Here is a 6,650-nt window from a genome sequence, read left to right as displayed (position 1 = left end):
TTTTACAACCGTAAGAGAATTCATGGTTCTTTGGGCTATGTTTCACCGGATCAATACGAGGCCATGTATTACAAAAAGGTTGTGTGATATCTCTTATTTGAGTGTCTACTTTCTTGACAGAGATCCATTTTTCCAGTTAGATTGATTTCAAACGATATCCAGGCTGGATTAACGGGAGGATTTCCATCTATTGTCGTTGTTTCTTACGGCAGTCGCCTGAAAATCCTAGCCTCCTGTGGAATGAAAGTCGCCATAAAAGCACGCTAAAAGCACGCTAAAAGCACGCTAAAAGCACGCTAAAAGCACGCTAAAAGCACGCTAAAAGCACGCTAAAAGCACGCTAAAAGCACGCTAAAAGCACGCTAAAAGCACGCTAAAAGCACGCTAAAAGCAGCCTTCGAACAGCGGTTCTCGCGCCATCAACTAAGCAACATACAAAAGGGTCTGCCCCCTAGTAGCTAAAGCTACTTTTGAGGGGCAGACCCTTCGTACGTTGGCGCTATGAAAGCAGCCTACGGCTTCTTGGTGCCGACGCTAACGACGGGATTGCTTAGTCCGCCGACATATTGATCGTAGGCCTGATAGATTTTGGCTGCAATCGGAGAGGCGCCGTAGCGGCCGAAGCGGCCCTCGGGGACGACAACAGCTACAGCAAGCACCGGATTATCAACCGGGGCGAAGGAGACGAACACGGCGTTATCTACCCGTCCACCCGATACATCCTGCGTCGATGTACCTGTCTTGCGGGCAACAGGGAATGGGAGGGTGTCGATCCCTTCCGCTCCACTCTTCATTCCGCGAATGACGGTCTCCCAATATTCCTTTGGATAATTAACCTCATTTAGCATTTGAGGCTCATACCCGCTAACCAGCTCTCCGTTCGATTTGGTAATTTTCTCAACGAACTGAGGCATCATCCGTTTGCCCCGGCTAGCAAGTGTGGCAGAAAACTGAGCAAGCTGCAGGGTCGTATATTTCTCGTTTTGTCCCCATGAAGCGTAAACCATAGCGGACTGCATACTGCTGGTCTTGGCATTTTTTATAAATTCATTAGAGCCTTCGTATTCATTAGGTAGCTTGCTGCCTGTTTTGACACCAAGTCCGAATTCAGCCAAATGCTCTGCCCAAACATCGAGAACCTTCGATTTCTCCCCGCCATACTTGTTCCAGAGAGGAATGCCGACCATAGCGGACATGTACGTGTTGGATGAATTTTGTATCGCAGTCGTTGGATTGAGCAGCCCATATGCGTGACCATCTGAGTTGGAGATAGTAGCTCCATTGCCCCGGCCGAATGTAAATGATCCGTTGTCGCTATACGTGCTGCCGGTTGAAAGAACCCCTTCCATTAAACCGATCAGTATCGTCAGCGGTTTAATAGTCGAACCCATATAGACGATGGAGGAAGGATGCTTGGCTCTTTCCTTGTCCGTAGGAAAATCGGGATAAGAGGTCGTAATCGTCCCATTATTGACGAACGGAATAATCTGATTGTATTCTTCGTTGCTCATACCGCCGGTCCATTTGTTAGTATCGTAATCCGGCATACTGGCCATGGCAACTACTTTGCCTGTCTTGACCTCCATCGCCACGGCATAGCCTGAGCGGGCATTAGGCGCATAGCCGAACTCGCCGGCCAAGCTGCGGTTGCGAAGAAATGCCAGATGATCGACTATGGCTTGCTCTGTCGCCAGCTGCACATTTTTATCCAAAGTCAGATAAAGGTTGTGGCCTTTCTCCGGCGGGGTGATGGTAGCAGGACCGATGATTTTTTGCGCAGCGTTAAGGGGGTAGGATTTGATGCCCTTTTTACCCCGAAGCTCTTCTTGATACATCAGCTCTAGTCCATCGAAGCCGACATCCTCCACATCCAAATATTCATCGGTTTTTCCTTTATAGAAATCGAGCCCTGAGACGGGATTCCGGGCCGCGCTGAACCGTTTCATATAGCCGACCAGCTGGCTTGCAATCGTCTGTGAATCATAATAGCGGATACTGTCCTCGAATACTTCGATGCCCTTCAGCAGATCTCTATGCTCCAGCAAATAAGCGATCTCTTCTCTGGAAAGATCAGCCTTAACTCTTCGCGGGACGGAATAATAGCTCGGCTCCTTAGTCTTCATTTTATCCATATCGAAGCCGACATCCATGAGCTTCAATATATCAGCTGCGGATAGCTGCTTGGCTGTTGGCTTGCCGTAACGGGCAAAAATATCCTCAAGCGTTCTGGCCATTTGGATAATTTGATCTCGATTGGTCGTACCACCCTCAACACGGTAATAGAGAGATTGCATAGCTCGCGATTGGGCAATAGCATAACCTGTGCGGTCATAAATAGAGCCGCGGATCGGAGCGATGGGGCTGTCGCTGATAGAGCCCTTGGATGCTTCGAGACTCAGTCTGGGGCCTTCTACGAACTGCAGGATAGCCAGACGAACAATAAGTACCGTAAACATTAAAAAAGTAGCAAAAAAGAACACATTTAACCGGATTGAGAAATGTCTGCGTTTTCGGATTTCTTTTTTCTCCGATTGATCCTCTGTGAACTGAAAAAAACGGTTTCTCATTGTTTGCCACCCCAGCTATCCGGTTTTTAAAGACGACCATAGAACAAAAATCCAGAATAAAATACCCGTAAGAAGGCCGCAAAGAATGAACACCGTAATTCGGCGCCAATCCCTCCGCTTACGCGTAGAGCCATTTTTAAATTGAACGGCCATGATGAGTTCTCACTCCTTATGTAATAAATCCTTATGTAGATGATTTTAGGCTTATGTGAGCTCGTATATGTTTAGTTTACCATGGGAACGGCCTAAGTGGTGAAAGGTTTATGACACAAATGATTATCGGAGTAAATAAATTTTGCAGACTTGAGATGGTTGACACTAAAGTGACGATTGAGCAGGATCGAAGGTTGCAGATTTTTCCTGCATTTCGCAAAAAAAGTGGGTATTTAGGGAACCTTTTCCTGGCACTGTCGTCCAATTGGTTAAGAGGTGAGTGAAGGGTGGCTTTTGAATACTTGAAATCAATCTCCGAGGGGATGGACAAAAATGCTGTCTTGGAGGAGCTGATGCTCGCATACGGCGAGGATGTGTGGAACTACGCGTTTTTTCTAACCCGGCGCTCGGAATTGGCAGACGATATAACGCAGGATGTATTTATAAAAGTATATGAACGGCTGTACTCCTTTCGAGGAGAAGCTTCTGTGAAAACGTGGCTGCTAACCATTACGCGCAATCTGGTTAGAGATCACTGGCGTTCTGCCTGGTTTCGCAGAGTTATCCCTTTCGGTCAACCGGTACGCGAGGAAAGCACGCCTTCAGCGGAGACGGAGGTCATGAGCCAACTGGTCAGCGAGGAGGTATGGCTGGTAGTTCTCGCACTGCCGCGTAAGCTGCGCGAGGTGCTGCTGCTGCATGCCCATCATCAGCTGTCGTATATCGAAATTGCGCGGCTGCTCTCGCTCTCTGAGGGTACGATCAAATCGAGACTGCACCGGGCTAGAGTAAAGGTGTCCAAATTATTGGACAAGGAGGGGAGGACGCTATGAAGCGAATGGAACCTGAGCAATGGGAGAAGCAGCTTGCCGGCACCCCGATCCGACCGGGCGAGGGAGGCTTTTCCAAACAGTTAATGCGAAAAATTAAGGAGCGTGTTGAAGTGAGGGAACGTCCGAGAAATCGAACCTGGCTGCGGGTAGGTCCAGCATTGGCCTTTTGCATGCTGCTGCTTGTGTTTGGCCTTAGTGAAAAGGAGCAGTTGAGCGTATGGTTGGGTCAACTTTCAAAGCCTGTGACCCCAATAGCCTTGGAGCCTATTGATAAAGTGAAAGAAACGACGCTCAAAGTAGCTTATTTCCATGAGAATACATTTATGACGCGATACGGCAAAGCCTATACCATCCGCTACCCGAATATTGAGATTAAGGTTATTCCGGTAGGTGACAATGGGTGGAATGACCGAACCAACAAGGCAATGGTGCTTGAGATGATGGAAAAGGAAAAACCGGATGTACTGTATTTGCCAACGTTTTTGTATGGCGAGTTAGCCAAGGAAGGTCGGCTGTACCCGCTTGACGCGGTCATGAAGCAGGATAACTATGATCTTCAGAATCAAAATCCTGGCGTAACGGATATGCTGCGCAAGCTCGGAGACGGCAAGCTGTACGGATTGACCCCGGAGTACGACATGAACGCAATCTATTACAATAAGGATTTGTTCGACAAGTACGGGGTTCCTTATCCGGTGAACGGCATGAGCTGGGAGTCTCTGCTTCAACTGGCGGCGCGTTTCCCTACCGGCGGTACAGGCAGCGATCGTGTGTATGGGCTTATGCCTTACTATTATAGCGAGGCTTCGGGACTGGCCGAGCTGATTGCCAAGACCAATGGCCTTAGCATGATTAACGCCAAGGGTGATCAAGCGACATTAAATACCGATGCCTGGAAAAAGGCGTGGAGCCTCGCAATCGATGGCTATGCAAAGGGATATATGTATCAGCCTCAACCGAGACCTCAAGGAAACATGATGATGGATGAGGTGTATAAAAGAAATCCGTTTATATCCGGCACAGCCGCGATAGCTCTGGGTGGATATTCATTAAGCAAAGATTTGGAAATGGCAAAAACACAGTATAAAATGCCATCCTTCAACTGGGACATAGTGAGTGAGCCTGTAAATCCGGCGCGCCCGGATGAATCGGCTTCCATTACTCCTGGGCCCGTATATGCGGTAAATGCGCAGTCCGATCAGCAGCGTGCAGCTTGGGAGATGGTTAAGCTGATCAACAGTGAGGAAATGGCCCGGAAGCTCAGTCGGACGCTGGGAGGAGGAGGCTTGTCGACACGGTTTCAGTCGATAAAACCGAATGATGGGCACAATTATGCACCGTTTTACAGTATGAAGCCGCCGGAGACAAATGCGGAGTCATCTATCCATCCGCGGATTCTGGGCAAGTTCAAGGAGGCTTACTCGCCAGTAGCGGCTCAGCAGGCTAAAGCTGTCATAGAAGGCCGTATGAAGCTGGATGAAATGCTGAAGCAGCTGCAGGATGAGGCTCAGCAGGCTCTGTACAGTGCCTTGCTGAGCAGCAGCAACTGACTACTGGCTTGAGGTCAGGCAGGCAAGAGGAGAGCAAGGGAGAAAAGAGCAAGGGAGAAAAGAGCAAGGGAGATCTGAGCTATGGAGCATAGAGAAAATGAAAGAGGGGGAACAGGCCTGACCCTCACAAGATGGAAATACGTCAGTGCAGCCGTGTTGACGGCAGCTGTAATGCTCAGCAGCGGCTGCGATCAGAAGCCGCAGCAGGCATCCTCGCCCAAAGGAGTGCTGAAGATAGCCTTCGGCAGCGAGGACTCATTCCAGCATATGTACGCTGATTATTTTATAGCTAAATTCCCAGAGCTTGAGGTGCAGATTATACCTACTCAGGATATATATGGACAAGGGAAGGATCCGTTGAAGGAGTACATGAAGCTGGTTGATGAGCAGAGGCCTGACTTGCTGTTCACCAACAGCTTCGATTACGATAAGCTCGCTTCAACGGGAAGATTATACGATTTATCTCCATTGGTAGCGAAGGATCATTTTGACATCGAAAATTTACTTCCTGCTGCGGTCGATTATTTGAAGATCAAAGGTCAGGGCAAGCTTTACGGGTTGGCCCCGTCCTTTTCGAGCTCGGTCATGTTTTATAATAAGGATTTGTTCGACCGCTATCAAATTCCTTATCCTACGGATCGAATGACCTGGGAGGACATGTTCCGTTTGGCGGCGCGATTCCCTGCGGATGGCAGTAAAGCGGAGCGAATCTACGGTTTTCATATGGGCTATATGAAGTCTCCTCAAGATTTTGCCGACTATATCGGGCAAACCCAAGGGCTTAGCCTGGTGGATGCGGAAGGCAAGAAGCTATTGATTAACACAGAGGCATGGAAACGCATTTATACGATGGTCATTGAGGGGTACAAAAGCGGAATGCTGCAATGGACCTATTCCCCTGAGGATAAAACCCGCTATGACAAGGAAGATGTAGAAGCAGAGGACTTATTCAGTGCAGGACGCTCGGCCATGACGATTTCCAACATCGGGCAAATATCCGGCTTGAAGCAGCGGGGGGCCACCTTTGCATGGTCTATGACAAGTACACCTTCGGCAGATCCAAACCACAAGCGCAGTCCCAACTTTTACCTGTATCCCATATTCAGTATTAATGCGCAAGCGGAAAATGTAACGAATGCTTGGGAAGTTGTCAAATTTTTTAATAGTGCGGAGGCTGCCAGGATTGAAGCCAAAACATCAGTCGAGCTGCCGGTTCGCAAGGCGTTCGCCAAGGAAATGGACGGGCATAGCCTGGAGCCTTTTTACCAAATATCATATGACGAAACTACTCAAGCCAGCTACAATGAAAGCATTCCTCGCAGTTTCGGCGAAGCTTACAGAAAGGTTTCCTTGCAGCAAGTGTCGGCTATGATGAAAGGCGAGGTCAGCGTCGATAAAGGCTTGCAGCAGCTGCAGGAGCAGGGCCAGCTGGCGTTGGATGAGGCTTGGGCGATAGCGGCGGCAGGAAAGTGAACGAACCTGGGGAAGGACCCGGAGAAACCATGCTGCGGCGAGGAGCTCCGGGTTGATGTTTGTTTTGGGTGACA

At 49.0% G+C, this 6,650-nt stretch carries 5 protein-coding genes; 3 read left to right on the top strand and 2 right to left on the bottom strand.

The window, feature by feature from the left end; all coding sequences use genetic code 11:
- Positions 1-512 precede the first annotated feature (512 nt).
- Positions 513-2,567, bottom strand: a complete 2,055-nt coding sequence (locus NV381_RS35980) for a peptidoglycan D,D-transpeptidase FtsI family protein (RefSeq protein ID WP_258218088.1) — start codon at positions 2,565-2,567, stop codon at positions 513-515.
- 15 nt (positions 2,568-2,582) lie between these two features.
- The gene (locus tag NV381_RS35975) at positions 2,583-2,720 is read right to left on the bottom strand and encodes a hypothetical protein (protein WP_258218087.1); all 138 of its coding nucleotides are present in this window, start codon (positions 2,718-2,720) and stop codon (positions 2,583-2,585) included.
- 287 nt (positions 2,721-3,007) lie between these two features.
- Here NV381_RS35975 and NV381_RS35970 point away from each other — a divergent pair, with 287 nt between their 5' ends.
- The 3 genes from NV381_RS35970 to NV381_RS35960 all read left to right on the top strand — a co-directional run bounded on the left by NV381_RS35970 (position 3,008) and on the right by NV381_RS35960 (position 6,576).
- The gene (locus NV381_RS35970; RefSeq protein ID WP_258218086.1) at positions 3,008-3,553 is read left to right on the top strand and encodes an RNA polymerase sigma factor; all 546 of its coding nucleotides are present in this window, start codon (positions 3,008-3,010) and stop codon (positions 3,551-3,553) included.
- Positions 3,550-5,103 carry an ABC transporter substrate-binding protein gene (locus NV381_RS35965; protein ID WP_258218085.1) on the top strand — a complete coding sequence of 518 codons (1,554 nt, stop codon included), beginning with the start codon at positions 3,550-3,552 and terminating at the stop codon, positions 5,101-5,103. Before NV381_RS35970 ends, NV381_RS35965 begins: the two co-directional genes overlap by 4 nt.
- Positions 5,104-5,184: 81 nt before the next feature.
- Positions 5,185-6,576: an ABC transporter substrate-binding protein gene (locus tag NV381_RS35960; protein ID WP_258218084.1), complete on the top strand. Its 1,392-nt coding sequence runs from the start codon at positions 5,185-5,187 to the stop codon at positions 6,574-6,576.
- Positions 6,577-6,650 lie beyond the last annotated feature (74 nt).

Origin of the sequence: Paenibacillus radicis (ex Xue et al. 2023) (assembly GCF_024722015.1) — a bacterium.
Classification (GTDB): Bacteria; Bacillota; Bacilli; order Paenibacillales; family NBRC-103111; genus Paenibacillus_S.
Note: the sequence above shows the minus strand (reverse complement) of the source record. Positions and strands in the feature narration are given on the sequence as shown.

What these genes read in the sequence shown, in the direction of transcription:
- NV381_RS35960 (WP_258218084.1), top strand. Translation starts at nt 5,185, where the DNA reads ATGGAGCATAGAGAAAATGAAAGAGGGGGAACAGGCCTGACCCTCACA.
- NV381_RS35965 (WP_258218085.1), top strand. Translation starts at nt 3,550, where the DNA reads ATGAAGCGAATGGAACCTGAGCAATGGGAGAAGCAGCTTGCCGGCACC.
- NV381_RS35975 (WP_258218087.1), bottom strand. Translation starts at nt 2,720, where the DNA reads ATGGCCGTTCAATTTAAAAATGGCTCTACGCGTAAGCGGAGGGATTGG.
- NV381_RS35980 (WP_258218088.1), bottom strand. Translation starts at nt 2,567, where the DNA reads ATGAGAAACCGTTTTTTTCAGTTCACAGAGGATCAATCGGAGAAAAAA.